Genomic DNA, 20,327 nt, shown 5'->3' with positions numbered 1-20,327 from the left:
GGCCTCAAGAAGGCCGGCGCTCGGGGTGGACCAGGAACAGTGCCGCGAGCGCGGTGAGGCTCAGAGCCGAGGACACGATCAGGACCTTCGCTCCCATGACGTCGATCAGAAGACCGAAGGCGAGCGGAGCGATGGCCTGCGCCATCCGAGCCGGCGCGCCGATGATGCCGAGCCGGTAGCCGTAATTCTTCGGGCCGAAGATCGCGAGCGGCAACGTTCCGCGCGCTATGGTCAGCACGCCGTTGCCCGAACCGTGGAGAAGCGCAAAGGCGCTGGCGCCGGCCGCGCCGAGGATGGCGATCACGGCCGCTCCGATCGGGTGGGTGATGCAGGCAAGCCGCGTCGACCACAGCGGATGAAAGCGGCTCAGAAAGCTCGCCTCGAGAACCCGCGCGCCGACTTGCGCCGGCCCGATCAGGGCACCCGCGGCGATCGCCTCGACAGGCGTCGCGCCGGTGGCTTCAAGGATACGCGGGAAGTGCACCGCCATCGCGCCGGTAACGGTCCAGGCCGCGGCGAAGACGAAAGCCAGAAGGATCATGGCGCGGTCGAGCGGGATATGCGGCTTGACGGCCGTCGCCGCCACCTCCTTGGCGCCCTTCACCTTCGGCAGCATCAGGAGGTTGAGCGGCAGGCCGATCAGGATGTGGGCGGCTGCCCAGGCGAAACAGGTGTCGCGCCATCCGATATGCGAAAGCCCCCAGGCCGTCAGCGGCCAGCCGACGGTCGAGGCAAATCCCGCCATCAGCGTGATGCCGGTGATCGAGCCTCGCGCCTCGGTGCCGTAGATGCGCCCGAGTGCGGCGAAGGCAGCGTCATAGAGTCCGAGCGCCATGCCAACGCCGAGCACGAGCCACGCGATCACCATCACCGGGACGGAGGTGGAGAAGCCGAGCAGCACGAGGCCGCCGGCAATCGTCAGATTCGAGGCCGAGAGCACCTGTCGCCCGCCGACGAGATCGATCTGCCGCCCGATGCGCGGGCCGAGCATGGCCGAGATCACGAGCGAGGCGGAGAAGGCGCCAAAGATCCAGTTGGCGGAGACGCCAAGGTCGCGCCCGATCGGATCGGCGAGGATCGCCGGCAGATAATAGCTTGAAGCCCAGGCCAGCGTCTGTGTGGTGCCGAGCGCCAGAATGATCGGAAGCTGTCGCTGGCTCATGTCCTCGCGCTTCTGGACTTCGCCGACATCGGAAACATCAATTGTTTTTGCATCCCAGGCACGGGTGACGTCAACATCGACCACGGCATATTCGATCTGCGGCATGCGGGATGCTGCGCGCAACCAGGTTCGCCTTTCGTCCGTCACGAAGGTGCGGCTATAATGGCTTATGGAATTGACCCCCCGCCTCACGCTGATCAATTGGCTGACCACCCAGGGGCTCACCGGACTGCCCGAGATCGAGATGCTCCGCGGCTTCTGCGAACGCTGCCGCGCCGAGGGGATCGAGCTGTCGCGCGGCCTCGTCGTCATCGACACGCTGCACCCGATCTATGAGGGGCGTGCCTTCCGCTGGAGCGATGTGCCGACCAACGAGAGCGACGTCGTCGAGTATGGATCGACGGCGCAGGGCGATCCGGCCAAGAACTGGCGCCGCTCCGTGTTCTACCATCTGCTCGAGCACGGCGAGGACGAGATGCAGATCGATCTCACGGATGCCGCCTCGCTCGATTTCTCCCAGATCGGCGAACTCGCAGAGAAGGGCCACCGGCATTTCCTCGCCTTCGTGCATCGCTTCGGCGAGACCGGTGCTCTCGGCCAGATGGACTGCCTCTATTCCTATTGGACGACGCGGCGGCCCGAGGGCTTTGGCGAGAGCGAGCTCGCGGCGCTGCGCGATCTCGTGCCGGTGCTGGGACTCACAATCAAATCCGCCCAGCAGGTCGATATCGTGCGCACGCTGGGGCGCGTCTATCTCGGCCGTGACGCCTCCGAGCAGGTGCTGCGCGGGCGCATCTCCCGCGGCGTCACCGAGCGCATCAACGCCGTGCTCTGGTATTCGGACCTGCGCGGCTCGACCGGGATCAGCGAGAGCATCGGGCCCGACGAGATCATTCCGTTCCTCAATGACTACGCGCAGGCCGTGATCGATGCGATCCACGACGCCGGCGGCGACGTGCTGAAACTGATCGGCGACGGCGTGCTCGCGATGTTCACCGGCGAGGACATGGCGGCGGCGCGTCGCGCGGCGCTGCGGGCCGAGCATCTTTTCCGCAAGAACATCGTGGCGCTGAATGCGAGGCGGGCCGCCGACGGCCGCCCGACCACCTCGGCCTATATCGGGCTGCATGTCGGCGAGGTCTTCTACGGCAATATCGGCAGCGAGGACCGGCTCGATTTCACGGTGGTCGGGCCCACGGTCAACGAGGTCAGCCGCATCGCCTCGATGAGCCGCTCGGTCGATCGCGAGCTGCTCGCATCGGCGGAGTTTTACGCGGGGCTCGATGCGGCCGGCCGCCGCTATCTCGTCTCGACCGGCCGCTACGCGCTGCGTGGCATCGGCCGTGCGCAGGACCTCTATACGCTCGATCCGGACATCGACACGAGCGAGCCGGTGACGGGCAGCTACGAGCGGTACCTGGCGGGTTAGCAGCGCACCGGTGCGGCGTCGTTGACCATCTCCGGCTGCCGGTCGAGTGCTACCGACGGCGAGAGCCAGATCACCAGCACCTGCACCGCGAAGATCGCGGCTGCGAGATAGAGACACGCCTCTGCGCTGTAAAGCCCGCCGACGATCGCGCCCAGCGCCGAGCCGAGCGGGCGTGCGCCGTAGCTCATGATGTTGATGGCGGAGACGCGGCCGAGCAGGCGCGGTGGCGTCACCGATTGGCGCAGCGTCGTGGTCGAGATCACCCAGAGGATCGGGCCGACGCCGAGCAGGAAGAAGCTCAGGCCCGCGAGCCACGCCGCGGGCACCGGCACCGTCAGCGCCATCACGACGGCAGCAACGAACCCGGTCACCGGTCCAAGTCCGACCACCGTGCCGAAGGCCAGACGCTGCATCACCCGCGTCGCGACCAGCGCGCCGATCACCATGCCGACGCCATACATCGCGAGCACCACGCCGACGCCGGTCGCGGACATGCCGAGATGGCGCACCGCATAGGGCACGAACACCGCAAGCTGGAGGAACCAGCCCGTGTTGAAGATGAACTGGGTGACGAAGACCGGCCGCAGCAGCGGGTGATGGAACACGAAGGTAGCGCCCTCGCGGATCTCCTGGAGCGGGTGCCGTCGCGGCACAGGTGCGCGCGCGGGCTCGTAGAGGCCGGCGAGCAGCACGACGGCGATCGCCGAAAGCGTGGCGGCGAAGCCGAAGGCGGGGCTCGCCCCACACCAGCCGACCAGCGCGCCGCCGAGCGCAGGGCCCGAGGCAAAGGCGATGGTGCGCGCGAGCTCGATCCGCGCGTTAGCCGCAGACAAGGCGTCCGCCTGCACCAGCGAGGGTACCAGCGCCGGCGCCGCCACGCTGTAGACGACCGTGCCGCAGACCGCCGCAAAGCCCAGCGCGGCGAGCAGCGACAGGTTGAGCGCACCGAGTGCAATCAGGAGCACGATGGCGGCAAGCGCCGCGGCCCGCAGTGCCTCGGCGCCGGCCATCAGCGCGCGCCGCGAGATGCGGTCTGCGAGCAGTCCGGCCGGAATCGCGAACAGCACGAATGGCAGGGTGAGGGCGGTCTGGAGCAGGCCGGTCTCGCCTTCGGCGACGCCCAGCGTCAGCACCGCGACGATGGGGGCAGCGGCCAGCGCGATCTGTTCCGCCGATTGCGCCGCGAGATTTGACCAGGCGAGGCGGTTGAACGTGTCCGGAAGGCGAGGGGTCGTTGACATCTGTCATTCCCTGGAAGTCGATCTGAAGGCCAGTATTCGCCCTGGAGGACCGCCAAACCCACCCGCTTCCTGACAAGATTGGTCCGCTGGCCTTCGGGGAACCGACGCGGCTAGATGCAGTTGCAAATGAGTTGCAATAAGGGCCGATTTCGGTATTCTTTCAGCCCATGGATGCCCGATCACCCGATCTGACCCCCGACGCAGCCGGCTGGCGCACTGACGCGCCGATCACCAAGAGCCTGGCCGAGGTCAACGGCACGGTCGCGATCCCCGCCGCCGCGGCGTGGTGGCGCCGGCTGCTCGCCTTTGTCGGCCCCGGCTATCTCGTTTCGGTCGGTTACATGGATCCCGGCAACTGGGCGACCGACCTCGCCGGTGGGTCGAAGTTTGGCTACACGCTGCTCTCGGTCATCCTGCTTTCGAACCTGATGGCGATCTTGCTCCAGTCGCTCGCAGCAAGGCTTGGCATCGTCACCGATCGCGACCTCGCGCAGGCCTGCCGCGCGACCTATTCGCCGGCGGTGAACTGGCTGCTGTGGCTCGCCTGCGAGGCGGCGATCATCGCCTGCGATCTTGCCGAGGTCATCGGCACGGCGATCGCGCTCAAGCTGCTGTTCGGCATTCCCCTGATCGGCGGCGCGCTGATCGCCGCGCTCGACGCTTTCCTGCTGCTGCTCCTGATGAACCGCGGCTTCCGCTTCCTGGAAGCCTTCGTCATCGCGTTGCTTGTCGTGATCGCGGTCTGCTTCGCGATCCAGATCGCCGCCGCGGCGCCGCCGGTAGCGGAGGTGATCCGCGGGTTTGCGCCGCGGACGGAGATCTTCACCAATCCCGAGATGCTCTACATCGCGATCGGCATCATCGGTGCCACCGTCATGCCGCATAATCTCTATCTGCACTCCTCGATCGTGCAGACCCGCGCCTATGAGCGGACCGAAGAGGGTCGGCGCGAGGCGATCACATGGGCGACGACCGACTCCACGGTGGCGCTGATGCTGGCGCTCTTTATCAACGCTGCGATCCTGGTGGTCGCGGCCGCGACCTTCCACAAAAGCGGCCATTCCGACGTCGCCGAGATCGGCAAGGCCTTCGAGCTGCTGTCGCCGCTGCTTGGACTTGGCGTCGCCTCGACCTTGTTTGCGGTCGCGTTGCTCGCCTCCGGCCTCAACTCCACGGTGACCGCGACGCTCGCCGGCCAGATCGTGATGGAAGGCTTTCTCGACTTGCGCCTGCCGAGCTGGGCGCGCCGGCTGCTCACGCGCGGCGTCGCGATCATTCCAGTGATCGCCGTCACCGCACTCTACGGCGAGCAGGGCACCGGGCAGCTCCTGGTGTTCAGCCAGGTCGTGCTGTCCATGCAGCTTCCCTTCGCGGTCATTCCGCTGGTGCGCTTTGTCTCCGACCGACGCAAGATGGGCGAGTTCGCGATTTCCCCGGTGGTCGCCGCGATCGCCTGGATCGTCACCGGCGTCATCGTGATCCTCAACCTGAAGTTGCTGTTCGAAATGATGTTCGGATGAGCCCTTCGGCTGCACGTTCCCCCTTGTCCAAACATGAGGGGTATCGTTCGCCGATCGGTCGGCGCGGAAACCCGGGGATACCGCCATCCCCGCTCAAAAAGCCCCCAAAAGGCAGGAAATCCAGAGCGCATACGTCCGTTGGACGGTCATCGAGCGTCGTTCAGCGCTTGAGGCCTGGGGTCCCGGGTTTATACGGATTCGTCCTTTTCAATTTTGGCTAGGCGCGTATAATGAATTCAATTTTTGATAGGGGCACATAATGACGTTGGTTATTTCAAGACGGTTTTCGCTCGCCGCGGAATGATGCGCTGAGATGAGCGCATCAATCGCGCTTTCATCAGACATGTTCGTCGGCAACGCGCGACCTCGATCGGCGCAGGCCTTTGGTTAGATTCGCCTTTTGGTTTAGATCCATTGGTCTGATCCAGGCAGTTCCTATCAGGGGTCAAGGTTGGCCTCGCGCCTCGAAGGGCAAGGATACAGTTTATTCGTTTGCATGAGGTGCCGGCATTTCGGAATTGGCACATGCCGAGCATGGATATGCCGCGCGAAGCGCATATCGACGTCTTGATTGTTACCGGCGGGAAGACTTTTGCCACGTTGGTCAGGCCTTCCCGCCACTCTGTTTGCGCGCAGGTTCACGTCCTTGAGGGAGACGTTGATCATGCGAATGAGCGTCGGTTATTCGTTGAAGCCATTGATGAGTGCGTAGTGCCGTGACCAGGTGTCCCGCTTGCTCAGCCCGAGTTGAACTTGAGCACCGATTCTGCTCGCAATGCGGCGCCGGTCTCAACCGTGCTGCCGAGAGGTCTTCCGGGCCTTCAACCTCAGGCGCAATGGAGCGTGAGGCGCGATCCGTTTCGCAACATCCCAACTCGCGGGCGCAACTGCCGACCGAAAACAAACAGGTGAGCGTGCTGTTCGTCGACGTTTGCGACTCGACCGCATTGTTGCAGGACGCGGATCCCGAGGAATCCCGGAACTATCTCGGCAGGACGCTCGACCTGCTTGCCGACGCGGTCGAAACCTTTGGAGGCACCGTCAGCCAACTGCTGGGTGACGGCCTCGTTGCATTGTTCGGGGCGCCTCTGGCGCAGGAAGATCACGCCTTACGGGCCTGCATGGCCGCTCTGAAGATGCAGAGGGCAATCATTCCCGGCAATGAAGCGCAAGGCGCCGCCAGCCCGACGCTGCGCATCGGCATCAACTCCGGCGAGGTCCTGGTCGGTATCGTCGGGCAGTACCAGTGGTCGCATTACGGTGCGGACGGTCAGACGATCCACATCGCGTCGCGGCTGGAGAAACTCGCGTCCCCGGGTGGCATCTTGATCAGCGCGGCGACGCAGCGCCTGGTCGCACAGCAGATCGACACACGGCCGGTCGGAATAAAGCCAGTGCGCGGACTGGCCGCCCCGATCGAACTTCACGAAGTCATGGTCGAGACCGAAAGTTCGGCGGCCGCACCATTGACGCGAAAGCAGCGATGGGCGCCCCTCGTCGGACGCCAGGAGTTGCTGGAGGTGCTGGCGGGCGAGCTCGAAACCGCCAGGACAGGCGTCATGCGGACGATCGGGCTGCGCGGCGATGCCGGCATCGGAAAGTCCCGCCTGATCGGCGATTGGACAGCCGCTCTCGCAGGCCACGGCGTGGACGTGTGCGTCGCGCAGGCGAGGGGCTATGCGAGCACCAGAGCCTACAGCACTGCGGCCGACCTGATCGCAAGTCTGTTGCAGTTGCCTCGCACGAGCGCAACCGACGTCAAGCAGACCGCTGTGCAGGCCTTGCTCGCGAAATGGCCGTCAGAAGGTGCCGATCATCTTCCGGCTTTGAGCGATCTGCTCGGGTTCGCTGCGCCGAACGAGGCCTGGCTGGCGCTCAATCCGGCGCAAAGGCGGCGCCGTATCGGCGAGGCGCTGCTGTGGCTCGTTCGCCAGCGCGTCCGGGCAGGTCCGTTCGTGCTGGTGCTCGAGGATGTGTTCCTGGCCGATCGCGACAGCCGGCGGCTGTTCGAGGCTCTGTTGCCCCGGCTCGAGGGTCTGCCGGTCCTGGTCTGCGTCAGCTACCGTCCGGGTTTCGAGCATCAATGGGGTCAGGCGGCGTGGTTCGCCGAGCACGTGGTCGATCCCCTGCGGGACGGGGAGATGCTTGCCCTCGCGCGGGCCTTGCTCGGCGATGATCCTTCGGTGCTCGGGGTGACGAGCGAGCTGGTTCGCCGCGCCGACGGCAATCCCTTCTTCATGGAGCAACTGGTCATCACGCTGATCGATGACGGATCACTCGAGGGAACGCCGGGCGCCTATCGTTTGCAGCGGCCTCGCGGGGAGTTGCGGGTCCCGGGCTCCATCGCCGCCGTGATCGGCGCGCGGGTCGACAGGTTGCCTGATGCCGCGAAGTCGGCCCTGGAGGCGGCGAGCGTTCTCGGCGATCCCATCACGCGAGAGTTGATCGCCGCCATGCAGGACGAAGATCCTGCGCGGACCGAGGAGTTGCTTGGCCTTTGCGTCTCGTCCGGCTTGCTGACGAGGCCCGATCCCACTGGGCGTTCGCTGGAGCAGCACGCTTTCGTGTTCCGTCATGCACTGGTCAGGGACGTCGTGCTCGGGGCGCTGACGCGCGCCCGCCTCAAGGCGCTGCATCGGCTCGCTTTCCTCGCCTTGCAGTCGCAAGCCCGGCGCCGAGGACGCCGATGCCGCGCCGGCCCTGGCCCATCACGCCTTCAAGGGCGAGGAATGGGAGCATGCGGCAAGATTCGCCGTGAAGTCGATGGCGCGTGCCATCTCGCGCTCGGCGAATCAGGAAGCCCTGCAACTGTTCGAGATGGGCATCGAGGCGGCTCGCCGCGCCGGCGGCACCACGACTGCGCAAGCTCTCGAACTTGCGCTTCGGCTGGAAGCCATCGGCGCCATGATGGCGCTCGGGCACATCGACGAGATCTTCAACAATATGGAGCGCGCGGAGGCCCTTGCCGCGCAACTGGACGACCATCGCGCCCGCGCCTCGATTGCGACGCAGACGGCGGTGTTTCTCTGGATGCGCGGACGCTTCGAGCAAGGACTTCGGCATGCCACACAGGGCCTTGAGGCGGCCCGTCTTGCCCAGCGTCGCCACATGGTGATGGCGGCGCATCAGGCGCGCCTCATGCATTTCCATGCTCTCGGGCGGTATTCGGAGGCGGATGCCGAGGGTCGTGTCCTGCTGGCCGACTATGCCTACGAACTCGCTGACCATCGTGTCCAGCCCGGATGGGCGGCGATTCCGATCATCAACCTCTACGCGTTCTATGCCAGCACGCTGTGGCGGCTGGGTGATTACGAAGCCGGACACGAACTCTGCGCTCTGGCCTACGAGATTCTCTCAAGCGTCAACCATCCCTATTCGCGTCTGTTGGTCGATACCGTCCAGGCGCAAATCTGGGTCGAGAGCGGGGAGCTCGACCGGGCGGAGGCCCTGATGCGGCGGGCCATGCAGCAATGCCTGACCCACAACGTGCCGACGATGCTGGCCGCCTGCACGGGGGTGCTCGGGAATGCGCTTGCCCGCAATGGCAAGGCTTCTGAAGCGATACCGCTGCTCGAAAAGGGATTCGTCGAGCGCATCTACGATGCGGCCGGTCCTTACGGCCGGACCTTCATGCGGGTGGCGCTTGGTGTCGCCTATCGCAACCTTGGACGGCTGGACGATGCGATCCGCGTCGGACGCAAGGCCGTGGAGCAAGCGGGCGAAGAATACGGGCACCGGACCGAAGCCCTTTGCGAGCTGGCCGAAACGCTGCGGCAAGCGGGCGACGGGCCGGCGGCCGAAGCTTGCTTCACGCAGACCTCCGAGGCGGCGCGTCATCTCGGCATGCCCTACTACCAGAAGCGGGCCACTGCAGCGCTTGCAACGCGACAAGAGGATTGGCACCCAGCATGAAAAACTCGACTTATATTCCCGATGCCTTGCCGCCAGGAGTTCGCAGCATCTCCTACGGGATCTTTTGTTGGGCCAATCGCCATCCGGGCGCTTTGCGCGCGATCGGAAAGGTGCTTCGGCGCTGGCCGTTCGTCGGCGGCTGGTTGGGAATGCCGGCGCGCGCGAGCGCTGTCAAAGCGGTGCTGACAAGGCCGAACAGTTTCTCGAACACGGCGCACGCGGCCAACCTGTCGGCTGGTGATTATCTGATCGGCATGGATCCCGGCCCCACCTACAGCGCCGACAAGATCTTGCTGGATGATCGGCTGGCTATCCTGAAAGAGACATTGCCGGCTGCAGCCGACAAGGCGGTCCAGGACTACGTTGAGGCACTCGGGCGGCTCGGGACGAACAAGTCGTTCGATCTCATCGAGGATTACCTGATGTGGATCGTGTTTCGCGCCATGTATCCCCTGTTCGGGGCGGCCACGGACAGGGTGGCGGCGGGCGCAGGCGGCAGCCTCACTGACCCCGGACTGAAACGGCAATATCTCCTCGAGATCCGCTACGTGGCGGGACAGTTGCTGGCCGGCAGTTCGGCGACGTTGAGGGTGCAGCGACGGGCTGAGCTCAACGCGGATGCACTGATGTCGCGCATCGCAGGCGTCAGGACCGACATTCAAAGCGCATGGGGCCTGCCGGGTCCGGACAACATCGAACGCAACGCAGTCGGACTTGCCTGGATCTCGCATCCGGTGACGGTGCAGTCGGGAGCGCTTGCCGTGCAGGAGCTTCTGGACCGGCCCAAGGTTCACAAGGCTTTGCGAGACGAGGCGCGGCGGCTCAAGCAGCTTGACCCGGACGCGGTTTGGCAGAACGCCGACTTCCGCGAGCGGGTGCGCAACCACGTGCTCGAGCTGCTGCGATTCCGGCCGATCTTTCCGCTGCTCGCGCGCGATGTGCCGCGCGACACGGAATTCGAGACGGGCGCACGGCACAATGCAACGTGCCCCGCCGGCGGAAAGATGGCGATCTGGTCGATTGCGGCCTTGTTTGATTCCGACGTTGTGAAGGATAGCAACAAATTCTGCCCCGCGCGCGACTGGGGCAAGGACGAGGATCTGCGGTGGCTGATGTTCGGCTACGGCACGCGCCAGTGTCCCGCCATGGTTTATGCGGTCGAGATCCTGACCAGCGCGCTGATCGGCCTGTTGATCCTTCCCGAGCTGCAACTGGCAAAGAGCGAGGGCAAGGCCATCACCTACGACGGACCACTGATGTCGCGCATGCGCGTGAGTTTCGTTTAGCTGGCGGGAGGGGGACGGGCATGCTCAAGATGGTCCGCCAGCAGCTGATCTGCATCGTCGTGCCAGGTTGGGACGGCACGACCGATCTTTCGGAAAACAGCCCTGTTTGCAAGGCGCTGAACGTCCTGTTCGCGGACGTCGCGGTGGTGCAGTTCGCCTCCCTCGCACTTTTGCCGGCGATGACAGGCGCGCAGGACCCGAGGCCATCGCTGATGCTCGAGCTTGCCATCGAAGAGGGCATCGATCCCTACGATATGCTCTACAGGCTCGTCTATCATTCGAGCGAAACGATGTGGTCGCTCTACAGCTCGTTCTGGCCCGGCAGTGGTCCCGAGCAGCAGAGCGAGCGCAACAGTCAATTGCACGAAAAGCTGATGAAGTGCCTCAGCATCGCCGATGGCGGCTTCATCGGCGCGCGCGACCGAACGGTCCGGCAGATCGAGAAGGAGCATGAGCTGCTTGAATGGACGCGGGACGAAGCGCGTCGCCTGAAGGCAACGGGACAATTTGGCGATGACCGTTCATCGTTTGCGCTCGCGCTCGCACAACGGGCATTCAATAACTCGCGCTTCGATTGGGCGATCGCGCCGGCGCCGCGATCCTGGTGGCGGGGGAAGGGCGCAAGCATCTCCGGAAAGGTCGGCTATCTGCTGACCATCTTCGTGCTGTGGCTGGCCGCGGTCTGGCTGGTGGGCGCGGTGCCGCGTGGCCTGGCTGGCGTCTACACCTGGTTGTTCGGCGGACTCTACTCGGGCCTGCAGGCCATCGTGGACGCCGTCAGCACGGTGAGCGGCTGGGTCTTCTGGGTAAGCGTTCGTAGCGTACTGGCGCTGGTTGGGCTCGGATATCTGGCGTGGCTGTTCCTGGCCGCGCTGCCCGCCGTGTCCGAGACCTGGCGGCTCTGGCTGAAGGGCGTCCGTCGCGAGCTCGAACGGCCCACGGAGACGTGGTCGTCATGGTCCACCTATTGGGTCGGCTTTTTCGTCGGCGTGCCGCTTCTTCTGGCCGTCCTTGCCTTCGCACTCGTTTTCATTTTCTGCCCCACGAGTATCGTGGACGCTTACCATGCATTGACCGAGAAATTCCTTGGATGGCAGATCGTCCTCTTCGTCATCCTCGCGATCGTTGCGTTGATCTGCGTCGTCAGCGTGTTTTCCTGGATCAACGGGCAGTTTGCGGCGACAGGCAACTGGTTCTTCCATCCCTACGAAGACGACGTGCCGCGGGCCCAGCAGGTCCAGACGTCGATCGACCAGTGCGAAGGGCTGGTGGTTCGTGAAACCGCGCACATGGTCAGCCTGACGGACATTCGCAGTCCGAACGGCTGGAGTGCCTGGTGGATACGGGCATCGCTGCGCATCGTGACACTGTTTGGACGCGCGTTCTTCACCGAGGGCCGGCTGGGTGATGCGCCGGGCATTCATTTCGGTCACTGGCACATCATCGAGGGAGGGCGCCGCTATCTGTTCTGCTCGAACTATGACGGCAGCTTTGGCGGCTATCTCGACGATTTTATCAATGGCGCGACGATCGGAACGACCCTGGCATGGCGGTGGACCACGCTGAAGCGCCGTGGATCGGCGGCGATCGGCCAGCCCGCCGTCGACGAGCCGCGCAGCTTCCCGCCGACGCGATTTATCGCCTTCCGGGGCGTGAAGTGCGAGTTGAAGTTCAAGTCATATGCACGCGATAGCATGCTTCCCCAAATGTATCGCTTCGACGCGCGCAAGAAAACGGTCGACGAGATCAACCTCGCCACTGGACTGCGCGACGCCCTGTTCGGGGAGCGCAACGACAGCAACGACGACCTGATCATGAGGGCCATCGAATCATGAAAGCGCAAGCGCCGCATCTCGCGAAGCAGTTCGATGACATCCAGGGAATGCTGAGGAGCGGCTACGGCTGGCTGAGGAGCAGTCGCTTCTGGTTGCTGACGATCAGGGACGGTCAGGAGAACGCAGCGCGCGCGTGGCTCGCAAAGAAGAGCAGATTGGTGGTCAGTGCCGCGCACGTCAAGGAATCACGAACGACGCACATCCATAGCGCCATAGCGATCGCGTTCAGCTTTTCGGGGCTCACCAGGCTCGGATGCATGGAAACCAGAGAGCATCCGTTTCCAACTCCGTTCCGCAGTGGCATGGGCAGCGACGTACGCGCGTTGCTGTTGAGGGACAACCCCCGCAAATGGCGCTGGGCCGACGTTGATGGTGATGGTATCGCCCGCGGTCCCGTGCATGTCCTGATTGCCGAGTGGACGGAGAAAGACGCCGAGTCCCCCATTTCGGATGTGGATGAGAAGGTGTTCTGCGTCATCAGGGTCGAGAACGACCCTTGTTCATTCCGGAAAATAGAAGGCGAAACGGAAGAGAAACTGCACGAGGCATTCGGATTCCGCGATGGCCTCGCGCAGCCCGTGATCCAGGGGCTGAGGCAAGACGACGGCGTCGGACTGAGCAAGGCGAAGGCTGAGGCCGGTCCCTTGTACGAGGATCGCGTCGTCTCGCCTGGAGAGTTCATTCTTGGCTATCGCAACGAATACGACGAGCTCGCCTACTGCCCGAACGTGGAGGGGTGGACCGAATCGGGCCGCGCCAAGCATCCCGGCGGCCGCTTTGCCCTGAACGGGAGCTATTTGGCGGTGCGCCAGATCGAGCAGGACGTAGCGGCGTTCGATGCCTTTCGAGCGTTGCACGGTAAAGAGGTCTGCGAAAAGATGATGGGCCGCCAGGTCACTGGCTTGCCGCTCGGGTGGGACCCGAATAAGCCAATGTCGGATTCGAAAGCCGACGCATTTCGGTTTCGTGTCGAGGACGCCAATGGTTTCACGTGCCCGAAAGGATCCCACATTCGCCGGGTGAACCCGAGAGACACGCTGGGCGTCGATGTGCAATCGAGCATCAAGTCGACCAAGCTGCACAGGTTGCTACGCCGCGGCCGGCCGTATCGCGAGGAGAGCAATGGCGAAACGCGCAAAGGCATCTTCTTCATCGCCTGCAATGCGGATCTCGAACGGCAGTTCGAGTTCATCCAGCAGCGCTGGGTGCGAAACCCGAGTTTCGTGAACCTCCACGCGGACGATCCGTTCGTGGGGTCGTCCGATCCCAAGACCTTCCCCAAGTCTTTCTCCATGCCGGGCTTGGCGAGCGGTGAAGAGGTTTCCCTGGCGACCTTCACGGCCACTCTGGGAGGAGGCTACTTCTTCCTGCCTGGAATTGCGGCGCTCAATTTCATCGTCGGGAATGAGAGCGCTTTGAAGTCCGCGGCATCGGAGGTGGCTGAAGCCGCAGTGTCTTGAAAGCCGCGGCGCGGCGACGTGCTCCGCCGTGCGCGGCACGACGCACGAACATGCCCTTAATCCTGCGGCTCTGACGCCGTGTCGCCTTGTGCGTCGATGCGCAGCCATCCGGAGGGTGCGAGGCGCTGCTGCGGCAGGAAGCGCGCCTTGTAGTCCATCTTCTTGGAGCCCTCGATCCAGTAGCCGAGATAGACGTAGGGCAGGCCCTGGCGACGGGCGCGGGCAATGTGGTCGAGGATCATGAAGGTGCCGAGCGAGCGGCTGACCTCGCTGGGCTCGAAAAAGGAATAGACCATCGACAGCCCGTCGCTGAGCACGTCGGTCAGCGCCACCGCCAGCAGCTGCTCGCCGCGGCCGGTGATGCCGCTGTCGGGACCGCGCTTGCGATACTCGATGATGCGGGTTTCGACATGGCTGTCCTCGACCATCATGGCGTAGTCGAGCACGGTCATGTCGGCCATGCCGCCATTGCGGTGGCGGGCGTCGAGATAGCCGCGGAACACCGAATACTGCTCCGAGGTCGGCACCGCGCTGCGCTGCTCGCCGATGACATCGGCGTTGCGTGCCATCACCTTGCGGAAGTTGCGGGACGGGCGGAACTCATTGGCGATCACCCGGACCGAAACGCAGGCCCGGCACTGGTCGCAGGCGGGCCGATAGGCGATCGACTGGCTGCGGCGGAAGCCACCATGGGTCAGGAGGTCGTTGAGGTCGCCGGCGCGGTCCCCCACGAGGTGTGTAAACACCTTGCGCTCATGCCGGCCCGGCAGATACGGGCAAGGCGAGGGCGCCGTGAGGTAAAACTGGGGGGTATCGCGCGAGTGCTGGGTCAAGGGACGTCGTCGGCCTCCGAAGTGAGTATCAGCATCGCGCTACGGAGGCCCATGGTCAATCGGTCAGCTCATAAGGTGGTTTAAGAGGCTCTCTAGTAGGTTCTGGCCGTCTGAGGCACCGGAGAGCGGACCGAGTTGTTAATGACGACCGTTCCCAGCACGATGTCGTGCAACAGGCGCCGGCGGCCGTTGAACAGCCCGACCAGGATCACGAACGGCGTCAGGAACGAGATCGACACCCAGAACAGCACGGCGTGCATGGCGCCGAGCACGAAATAGCCGGGTGCGCCGTACCAGGTGCGCAACTCCAGATCCATCACCCGCATGCCGACCGTCGCCGAATTTGGACCGCCGATGCAGGCGCCATAGTAGACCACGGCCCAGATCACCGAGGCCGGCCATGCGAGCCAGAACAGCGCCCAGCCGAGGCCGAGCGTGACCACGCCAAACACGGCGATGAAGATGTAGCCGAGGATCACCGGGACCGAGATCACGATGAGGTCGATCAGGAAAGCGAACACCCGCCGGGTCGACACGCCGCGGAACAGCTCCGGCTGGAGGTAGGGATCATAGGCATGCGGCGGAACCCCGCCGTCATTGCGCCAGGGACCCGAGTTGGGACCCGAGTTGCCCGAGTCCGAATACGACATGACCCGTCCTCCCGTTCGGAAACATCCTGGCAGCAGATGGGATCAGGCCGTCCCCCTGCCAAGGCCACGGGGATTAACAAGCGGAAATATTCCGGCGATTCGGGGGCGGGTGTGCGCTTACCCCTGCGCCTTGATCCTCTCCGCCGCCTTCGGCGCGAAATACGTCAGCACGCCGTCGCAGCCGGCGCGCTTGAACGCCAGGAGGCTCTCCATCATCGCGCGCTCGCCGTCGAGCCAGCCGTTGCCGGCGGCTGCCGCGATCATCGCGTACTCGCCGGAGACCTGATAGGCGAAGGTCGGCATCGCAAAAGTGTCCTTCACCCGGCGCACGACATCGAGATAGGGCATGCCGGGCTTCACCATCACCATGTCGGCGCCCTCGGCGATATCGAGTTCGACCTCGCGCAGCGCCTCGTCGGTGTTGGCGCTGTCCATCTGATAAGTGCGCTTGTCTCCGGTCAGCGTCTTGGCCGAGCCGATCGCGTCGCGGAACGGGCCGTAGAAGGCGGAGGCGTATTTCGCCGCATAGGCCATGATCTGCACGTCGAGCAGGCCGGCGCGGTCGAGCCCTTCGCGGATCGCGCCGACGCGGCCGTCCATCATGTCGGAGGGCGCGATGATGTCGCAGCCGGCCTCCGCCTGCACGAGCGCCTGGCGCACGAGCACGGCGACCGTCTCGTCGTTCAAGATCTTGCCGTCGGCGATCAGGCCGTCATGGCCGTGGCTGGTGAAGGGATCGAGCGCGACGTCACAGAGGATGCCGATGTCGGGGAATTCCTTCTTGATCTCGCGCACGGCCTGACAGACGAGGTTGTCCGGATTGGTCGCTTCCGAGCCGTGCTCGTCGCGCAGCGACGGCTCGGTGTAGGGAAACAGCGCAAGGCAGGGGATCGTCAGTTTCATCGCGCGCTCGGCCTCACGCACCGCCTGGTCGACGCTGAGCCGCTCGACGCCCGGCATCGAGCCGACAGCCTCACGCTTGTTGCTGCCGTCGATCAGGAACAGCGGCCAGATCAGGTCGTCCGTAGTGAGCACGTTCTCGCGCACCAGGCGGCGGGCCCATTCCGCCTTGCGGTTGCGGCGCGGGCGGACTGTCAGATCCAGGGCGGGAGCGGCGCTTGCGTTTCCGCGCGCCACCTCGCGCAATTCGATCGGACGTCCGTACTTGATCGCCATAGTCGCTTTCTCCGAAACTAGAATTATTCTTATACCATCTCGTATGGTTCCCGTCACCGCGGCTTGACCTTCCGCAGGCCGGTACCAGACCGATTGATTTTGCCGGGCGAAGCGGCCAGAAGGGGAGCCATGTCCGAGATCTCAACCCGCGATGCCGCCCGCGACAGCACCAGGGACAACAGAGACAGCGCCTTGTCGGTGGCCGCGCTATCGTCCGAGCGGCGCGAGTCCGACGAGAACGTCTGGACGCGCCGGCTCGTGCTGTTCCTACGCGTGATGGCGCTGCTGTCGATCCTGAAGGGCCTCTATCACTGGGCGCAGGTGACCGGCTTCGTCGGCGGCGAGGATGATGCGTTCGAGAACCAGTCGATGGCCTGGCAGGCCGCAACCGTCTACTTCGCCGTGATCGAGCTCGTCGCCGCCGTCGGCCTGTGGCTCGCCACGCCCTGGGGCGCGGTCGTATGGCTCACGACGGTGGTGTCGATGGCGGTGATCGAATTGATGTTCCCCGGCATCTATGGCGGCAGCCTCATCGTGGTCGCGGTCGAAGCCTTGATGCTCGCAGCTTATCTCGCGCTCGCCTGGATGGCCGCGCGCGAGCGTCCGCCATAGCGACAGCCGCGCTGCGTTTTGTGCGGACGCGAGAACACGGTTGTCCTTACGTGTGGTTGATCGTTGGTTGCCTACAATTTGCGGCAAGTTTTCGAGGATCCCGCGTGATCCGCCACAGCCGTTACGCTCCCGTTTCGAAACAGGGCAGGGCTGTTCTGGAATGCGACAGTGCGTGCGCACGGAGGGTGAACAGGAGCTTGCCACCGTCAACAGAAGGTTGCGAAAAGTCCTTGCCGCACAGGCTTAATCCGCGATTCACTGTCTTAAATTCATGATCTCTTTATTGTCTTATTTAAGCTGATCTTCAAACGCCTCCCCTTAAGTTGCAGCTATCAGGCGGGACAAAAGTTTCGTCGAATAAGTGTCGACAAAAACGACAACAGGGGAAGTGTCATGATGAAAGCCGTCGCAACTGCGGCAGATACCGCAGAGCGCGTCGCCGGCCAGCAGGGCTCGGTGCAGTCGCTCTATCTGGAAGCTTTGACTCTGGTGGAGCGGCTGCATCGCCGACTGCTCGACGTCATCAAGGATGAATTCGATCGTCGCGGCCGCGCCGACATCAACTCGGTGCAGGCGCTGCTCCTCTACAACATCGGCGACAAGGAGCTGACCGCGGGCGAGCTGCGCACGCGCGGCTACTATCTCGGCTCCAACGTCTCCTACAATCTGAAGAAGCTCGTCGAGCTCGGCTTCCTCGATCATCAGCGCTCGCGCGTTGATCGTCGCTCGGTGCGCATCCGCCTGACCCCGCAGGGCCAGGAAGTTCGCCGCATCGTCGATGCGCTCTACCAGAAGCACGTCAAGACGGTGGAGCAGGTCGGCGGCATTTCGGGCGAGGAATTCTCCACGCTCAACAAGTCGCTGCATCGTCTCGAGCGGTTCTGGACTGACCAGATCCTGTATCGGCTCTGATTTCCTTCGAAGGGATCAAGGCCAAGCCGGCCCCGAACAAGACCGGCAGCCTCCCGAGCGAGCTTGAACTTCCCCGATCGCGCCGGCCCGGCTTTGCCCGGACCGGCGCGTTTTGTATTTTTTGCACCTGCGAAAAAAAGCGGCGCTCTTGCGGAACCAGCCGCCGGCTCGCGGCTTATCTCCTCCGGATCGGAGGCGTGCGATGCTGGTCGAGCGCGGACTACAGACGATGAACGTGGAGATCGTGAGCGAGGCCTATGCCATCGCCGCGAATTATCTGCGTCGCGCCGGCGCGCTCCCCGATACGCTCGTTACCGATGAGCGGCTGCTGAAGATCATCGTGCAGTTGTTCCAGCATGGCGAATTCAACAAGATCAGGCTCGCCAACAAGGCGATCACCAGATTCGAGGCCGCATTCAAGGCCGACGCGTTTGCCTGACAGCATTCCCCAAGATTCAGATCAAACAGAGGATGCCATGGAAGCCGCCATCGACCGCATCATGCAGACTTATGACCTCCTGGCCAACCGCACCGCTGCGGCGAGCGAGGAGGCGAGGGCCAAGGTGACTAACTACCTCAATACGCTGGTTGAGGCGGGCGAGAAGGACACGCATCGGTTGACGGTTTGCGGCCTCACCTATCTGCGTCAGCTCGACGGCAGCATCGACCCGGTGAAAGCGGGTTATACGGGGCTGTAGCGGCAGGGGACGCCAAGTTCACCCCACAGCCGGGGAATCGACCGCCCGCGGGTCAAGGAGCCGGGTGGTGGGGCGACGGCCGTCCGTTAACGATTGGAGGTGCCTCGGCTGGGGTGTCTCCGTACGTCTCCGGGCCTCCAAATCCCCGCAATCTCCACCATATCTGGCATAATTGTCGCCCCGACCCGCAAATGCTTGGCCGGATCGGGCCGATGTGGTAGATCGCGCTTGCTTCCAACCGCCACACAAGACCGACCGTAGCCCGCCAAAAAGGCTGCGGCGGTGGAGATATTCGCAAGATGACTTCCGCCAAAACCGCCTCTGCGCCCGATTCGTTTTTCACGGCCTCGCTCGACCAGGTCGACCCGGAAATCGCCGCCGCGATCAAGGGCGAACTCGGCCGTCAGCGCCACGAGATCGAGCTGATCGCCTCCGAGAACATCGTCAGCCGGGCCGTGCTGGAAGCGCAGGGTTCGGTGATGACCAACAAATATGCGGAAGGTTATCCCGGCGCGCGGTACTACGGCGGTTGCGAATGGGTTGACGTCGCCGAGAACCTCGCGATCGATCGCGCCAAGCGGCTGTTCGGCGCCAACTTTGCCAACGTGCAGCCGAACTCCGGCAGCCAGATGAACCAGGCCGTGTTCCTGGCGCTGATGCAGCCCGGCGACACCTTCATGGGCCTCGACCTCGCCGCCGGCGGTCATCTCACCCACGGCTCGCCCGTCAACATGAGCGGCAAATGGTTCAAGGCCGCGCACTACACTGTGCGGCGCGAGGACCAGATCATCGACATGGACGCGGTGGCCAAACAGGCCGAACAGATCAAGCCGAAGCTGATTATCGCCGGCGGCTCCGCCTACTCGCGCGCCTGGGACTTCAAGCGCTTCCGCGAGATCGCCGACAGCGTCGGCGCCTACCTGCTGGTCGACATGGCGCACTTCGCCGGCCTCGTCGCCGGCGGCGTGCATGCCTCGCCGGTGCCCTATGCGCACGTCACCACCACCACGACGCACAAGTCGCTGCGCGGTCCGCGCGGCGGCCTGATGCTGTGGAATGACGAGACGCTGACCAAGAAGCTCAACTCCGCGATCTTCCCTGGCCTCCAGGGCGGACCGCTGATGCACGTGATCGCGGCGAAGGCCGTCGCCTTCGGCGAGGCGTTGCGGCCCGACTTCAAAGTTTACGCCAAGAACATCGTCGAGAACGCCAAGGCGCTCGCCGAGACGCTGAGCGGCCACGGGCTCAATATCGTCTCCGGCGGCACCGACAACCATCTTATGCTTGTCGACCTGCGGCCGAAGGGTCTGAAGGGCAACGTCTCGGAGAAGGCGCTGGTTCGTGCGGCTATCACCTGCAACAAGAACGGCATTCCCTTCGACCCCGAGACGCCCTTCGTCACCTCGGGCCTGCGCCTCGGCACGCCGGCGGCGACGACCCGTGGCTTTGGCGTCACCGAATTCAAGCAGGTTGGCGGCATGATCGCCGAAGTCCTGAATGCGATCGCGCAGTCCTCCGACGGCAAGGCGCCGCTGGCGGAAGCAGCGATCAAGGAACGGGTCAAGGCGCTCACCGATCGCTTCCCGATCTACCAGTAAGGC

General features: G+C 64.2%; 17 protein-coding genes. 12 read left to right on the top strand and 5 right to left on the bottom strand.

Annotated elements, in window-relative coordinates; genetic code table 11:
* Nucleotides 1-4 precede the first annotated feature (4 nt).
* Nucleotides 5-1,162, bottom strand: a complete 1,158-nt coding sequence (locus tag QA640_RS26040; RefSeq protein WP_283042891.1) for an MFS transporter — start codon at nt 1,160-1,162, stop codon at nt 5-7.
* Nucleotides 1,163-1,331: 169 nt separating this feature from the next.
* Between QA640_RS26040 and QA640_RS26035 the strand changes: the two genes are divergently transcribed.
* On the top strand, nt 1,332-2,591 hold the full coding sequence (locus QA640_RS26035; RefSeq protein WP_283035772.1) for an adenylate/guanylate cyclase domain-containing protein: 1,260 nt from the start codon (nt 1,332-1,334) through the stop codon (nt 2,589-2,591).
* Here QA640_RS26035 and QA640_RS26030 read toward each other — a convergent pair.
* Nucleotides 2,588-3,832: an MFS transporter gene (locus QA640_RS26030; protein WP_283035771.1), complete on the bottom strand. Its 1,245-nt coding sequence runs from the start codon at nt 3,830-3,832 to the stop codon at nt 2,588-2,590. The two genes, QA640_RS26035 and QA640_RS26030, sit on opposite strands and share 4 nt — an antisense overlap.
* Nucleotides 3,833-3,999: 167 nt before the next feature.
* Here QA640_RS26030 and QA640_RS26025 point away from each other — a divergent pair, with 167 nt between their 5' ends.
* From QA640_RS26025 to QA640_RS26000, 6 genes are all read left to right on the top strand, one after another.
* On the top strand, nt 4,000-5,352 hold the full coding sequence (locus QA640_RS26025; protein ID WP_283035770.1) for an Nramp family divalent metal transporter: 1,353 nt from the start codon (nt 4,000-4,002) through the stop codon (nt 5,350-5,352).
* Nucleotides 5,353-6,260: 908 nt separating this feature from the next.
* The gene (locus QA640_RS26020) at nt 6,261-8,432 is read left to right on the top strand and encodes an adenylate/guanylate cyclase domain-containing protein (RefSeq protein WP_283035769.1); all 2,172 of its coding nucleotides are present in this window, start codon (nt 6,261-6,263) and stop codon (nt 8,430-8,432) included.
* Between the two features lie 28 nt (nt 8,433-8,460).
* Nucleotides 8,461-9,264 (top strand): tetratricopeptide repeat protein, encoded by an 804-nt coding sequence (locus QA640_RS26015; protein ID WP_283035768.1) that lies wholly within the window; start codon nt 8,461-8,463, stop codon nt 9,262-9,264.
* Complete coding sequence (locus QA640_RS26010) at nt 9,261-10,550, top strand: cytochrome P450 (RefSeq protein ID WP_283035767.1); 1,290 nt, start codon at nt 9,261-9,263, stop codon at nt 10,548-10,550. Before QA640_RS26015 ends, QA640_RS26010 begins: the two co-directional genes overlap by 4 nt.
* 20 nt (nt 10,551-10,570) lie before the next feature.
* Nucleotides 10,571-12,385: a hypothetical protein gene (locus QA640_RS26005; protein WP_283035766.1), complete on the top strand. Its 1,815-nt coding sequence runs from the start codon at nt 10,571-10,573 to the stop codon at nt 12,383-12,385.
* Nucleotides 12,386-12,543: 158 nt separating this feature from the next.
* Nucleotides 12,544-13,845 (top strand): Dyp-type peroxidase domain-containing protein, encoded by a 1,302-nt coding sequence (locus tag QA640_RS26000; RefSeq protein WP_283042890.1) that lies wholly within the window; start codon nt 12,544-12,546, stop codon nt 13,843-13,845.
* Nucleotides 13,846-13,901: 56 nt separating this feature from the next.
* Here QA640_RS26000 and QA640_RS25995 read toward each other — a convergent pair whose 3' ends face one another.
* The 3 genes from QA640_RS25995 to hemB form a co-directional block, all read right to left on the bottom strand.
* Complete coding sequence (locus QA640_RS25995; RefSeq protein ID WP_283035765.1) at nt 13,902-14,678, bottom strand: arginyltransferase; 777 nt, start codon at nt 14,676-14,678, stop codon at nt 13,902-13,904.
* A 92-nt stretch (nt 14,679-14,770) separates the two neighbouring features.
* A complete protein-coding gene (locus QA640_RS25990) occupies nt 14,771-15,328 on the bottom strand; it encodes an RDD family protein (protein ID WP_283035764.1) in 558 nt (185 codons plus the stop codon).
* 117 nt (nt 15,329-15,445) lie between these two features.
* Nucleotides 15,446-16,504 carry a porphobilinogen synthase gene (gene hemB / locus QA640_RS25985; protein WP_283035763.1) on the bottom strand — a complete coding sequence of 353 codons (1,059 nt, stop codon included), beginning with the start codon at nt 16,502-16,504 and terminating at the stop codon, nt 15,446-15,448.
* Between the two features lie 129 nt (nt 16,505-16,633).
* Between hemB and QA640_RS25980 the strand changes: the two genes are divergently transcribed.
* The 5 genes from QA640_RS25980 (at nt 16,634) to glyA (ending at nt 20,324) form a co-directional block, all read left to right on the top strand.
* Nucleotides 16,634-17,116, top strand: coding sequence for a DUF6163 family protein (locus QA640_RS25980; RefSeq protein WP_283035762.1), 483 nt, complete (start codon nt 16,634-16,636; stop codon nt 17,114-17,116).
* A gap of 393 nt (nt 17,117-17,509) precedes the next feature.
* Complete coding sequence (locus QA640_RS25975) at nt 17,510-18,028, top strand: MarR family winged helix-turn-helix transcriptional regulator (RefSeq protein WP_027522899.1); 519 nt, start codon at nt 17,510-17,512, stop codon at nt 18,026-18,028.
* 202 nt (nt 18,029-18,230) lie between these two features.
* Nucleotides 18,231-18,467: a hypothetical protein gene (locus QA640_RS25970; RefSeq protein WP_283035761.1), complete on the top strand. Its 237-nt coding sequence runs from the start codon at nt 18,231-18,233 to the stop codon at nt 18,465-18,467.
* A gap of 37 nt (nt 18,468-18,504) precedes the next feature.
* Nucleotides 18,505-18,726: a hypothetical protein gene (locus QA640_RS25965; protein WP_254095674.1), complete on the top strand. Its 222-nt coding sequence runs from the start codon at nt 18,505-18,507 to the stop codon at nt 18,724-18,726.
* 299 nt (nt 18,727-19,025) lie between these two features.
* Nucleotides 19,026-20,324: a serine hydroxymethyltransferase gene (glyA, locus tag QA640_RS25960; RefSeq protein WP_283035760.1), complete on the top strand. Its 1,299-nt coding sequence runs from the start codon at nt 19,026-19,028 to the stop codon at nt 20,322-20,324.
* Nucleotides 20,325-20,327 lie beyond the last annotated feature (3 nt).

The organism is Bradyrhizobium sp. CB82 (assembly GCF_029714405.1).
GTDB lineage: Bacteria > Pseudomonadota > Alphaproteobacteria > Rhizobiales > Xanthobacteraceae > Bradyrhizobium.
The sequence above is the reverse complement of the archived record's forward strand: the minus strand, read 5'-3'. Positions and strand labels throughout refer to the sequence as shown.

Excerpts from the sequence above, each read along its gene's own strand:
- QA640_RS25970 (WP_283035761.1), top strand. The coding sequence starts at position 18,231 with ATGCTGGTCGAGCGCGGACTACAGACGATGAACGTGGAGATCGTGAGC.
- QA640_RS25965 (WP_254095674.1), top strand. The coding sequence starts at position 18,505 with ATGGAAGCCGCCATCGACCGCATCATGCAGACTTATGACCTCCTGGCC.
- QA640_RS25975 (WP_027522899.1), top strand. The coding sequence starts at position 17,510 with ATGATGAAAGCCGTCGCAACTGCGGCAGATACCGCAGAGCGCGTCGCC.
- QA640_RS26015 (WP_283035768.1), top strand. The coding sequence starts at position 8,461 with ATGGTGATGGCGGCGCATCAGGCGCGCCTCATGCATTTCCATGCTCTC.
- QA640_RS25990 (WP_283035764.1), bottom strand. The coding sequence starts at position 15,328 with ATGTCGTATTCGGACTCGGGCAACTCGGGTCCCAACTCGGGTCCCTGG.
- QA640_RS26030 (WP_283035771.1), bottom strand. The coding sequence starts at position 3,832 with ATGTCAACGACCCCTCGCCTTCCGGACACGTTCAACCGCCTCGCCTGG.
- hemB (WP_283035763.1), bottom strand. The coding sequence starts at position 16,504 with ATGGCGATCAAGTACGGACGTCCGATCGAATTGCGCGAGGTGGCGCGC.
- QA640_RS26025 (WP_283035770.1), top strand. The coding sequence starts at position 4,000 with ATGGATGCCCGATCACCCGATCTGACCCCCGACGCAGCCGGCTGGCGC.
- QA640_RS26010 (WP_283035767.1), top strand. The coding sequence starts at position 9,261 with ATGAAAAACTCGACTTATATTCCCGATGCCTTGCCGCCAGGAGTTCGC.
- glyA (WP_283035760.1), top strand. The coding sequence starts at position 19,026 with ATGACTTCCGCCAAAACCGCCTCTGCGCCCGATTCGTTTTTCACGGCC.
- QA640_RS26035 (WP_283035772.1), top strand. The coding sequence starts at position 1,332 with ATGGAATTGACCCCCCGCCTCACGCTGATCAATTGGCTGACCACCCAG.
- QA640_RS25980 (WP_283035762.1), top strand. The coding sequence starts at position 16,634 with ATGTCCGAGATCTCAACCCGCGATGCCGCCCGCGACAGCACCAGGGAC.
- QA640_RS26005 (WP_283035766.1), top strand. The coding sequence starts at position 10,571 with ATGCTCAAGATGGTCCGCCAGCAGCTGATCTGCATCGTCGTGCCAGGT.
- QA640_RS26040 (WP_283042891.1), bottom strand. The coding sequence starts at position 1,162 with ATGAGCCAGCGACAGCTTCCGATCATTCTGGCGCTCGGCACCACACAG.